Source organism: Pseudomonas sp. PDM03 (assembly GCF_014852385.1).
Taxonomy (GTDB): Bacteria; Pseudomonadota; Gammaproteobacteria; order Pseudomonadales; family Pseudomonadaceae; genus Aquipseudomonas; species Aquipseudomonas migulae.
Genome location: NZ_JACVBM010000045.1, coordinates 1 through 1,350 on the forward strand (window position 1 = coordinate 1; position 1,350 = coordinate 1,350).

General features: G+C 52.8%; 1 protein-coding gene. It reads right to left on the minus strand.

The genetic code is table 11. The features are described from left to right. Positions 1-238 precede the first annotated feature (238 nt). Positions 239-1,261, minus strand: a complete 1,023-nt coding sequence (locus tag IB254_RS29320) for an IS110 family transposase (protein WP_192420947.1) — start codon at positions 1,259-1,261, stop codon at positions 239-241. Positions 1,262-1,350: the final 89 nt, after the last annotated feature.

The following is a 1,350-nucleotide window of genomic DNA, read 5'->3' on the forward strand; positions in this document are numbered from 1 at the left end:
TGTATGGTCAGCCCATCTCCTGCAACCACGAGCGATGAGCGGTAAAGCGTGCTTGCGCTAATGTATCCGGGCTCATGGTCGGCAGTGTTGCCGCCTGGCCCTTGATGAGTAGTCGCTCCTGCCTGTCCTTAAAAGGGTGTCAGCTTCGAAAGCTGATTCGTTTGCCAGGTTTTCAAGCAGGAGTTGAGCTGTTTATCGTCATCATCTTGTCGTCGCAAAAGCCGGTAGTGAATTTCGATCAAGCCATGGATTGTGCGTTGTAGCTAACTCCGCGAGCTAAAACAGCCCATACGATCCTTGCCAATTTATTGGCCAAAGCGCAGGCCACTTTATTCGGGTGCTTTCGTATCAGCAGGTCTCTGCACCAAGTCCCCAAAGCATCGGTACGTTTATCTATGTGCACCAGAACGGCACGCGAGCCTTGAATCATAAGCTTTCGAAGGTATTTATCACCGCGCTTGCTGATGTTCAAAAGGACGGTTTGGTCGCCTGTTGAATGCTGCCTCGGCACCAGTCCCAGCGAAGCGGCGAAGTCTCGTGACGAGTGAAAATTGGAAGCGTCGCCGACGTCGGCCAGCAGCGCGCTAGCGATGATCGGGCCGATGCCGGGGATGCTCATCAGGCGTGTTCCCGCATCATCAGTGTCCACTTGCTCTTTGATACTCCGGTCAATCGCCTTAATCTCGTCGTTGAGCCGTTTCATCTCTTCCAGTAGATGTTCAATAAAGGACTTCAGCTGTTGCGGTAACTCGGCGGCAGGGTCGTCCAGAATTTGGTGAGCCTGATTCATAGCCGCTTTTGTTGCAGGCAATTCAATCCCGAACTCAAGCAAGAACCCGTGAATGCGATTTATCGTTTGAGTACGGTGGCCTACCAACGCCTCCCGAAGACGGTGCTGGGTTGATAGCACCTGCTGTTCAACGGTTTTGATGGCGACGTACCGTGTTTTAGGACGGGATGCGGCTTCGCAGATTGCCTCAGCGTCGATGTAGTCGTTTTTGTTGCCGGTGACGTAAGGTTTCACATGCTGCGGCGCGATCAATTTCACTTGATGACCGAAGGACAAGAGCTTCCTGGCAAGCCAGTGTGAACCGCCACAAGACTCCATCGCTATGGTGCAGGGCTTCAGCCTTGCGGCGAACTCAAGCAAGCGGTTGCGATTGAATTTCTTGCGCAATACTTCCTTGCCTTTGGCGTCGTGCCCTATGAGATGAAAGGTGCTTTTTCCAATATCCAGGCCGAGCAAGTCCAGGATGTCCATGAGAGGTCTCCTCAAGTAAGTGAGAACCCCGGTAAGTTTAGATTTAGCGGGGTTCCCGTACTGGGCTGACCATCTCATTAGGGTGGCAG

Coding starts and splice junctions, on each gene's coding strand:
- IB254_RS29320 (WP_192420947.1), bottom strand. CDS start 1,261: ATGGACATCCTGGACTTGCTCGGCCTGGATATTGGAAAAAGCACCTTT.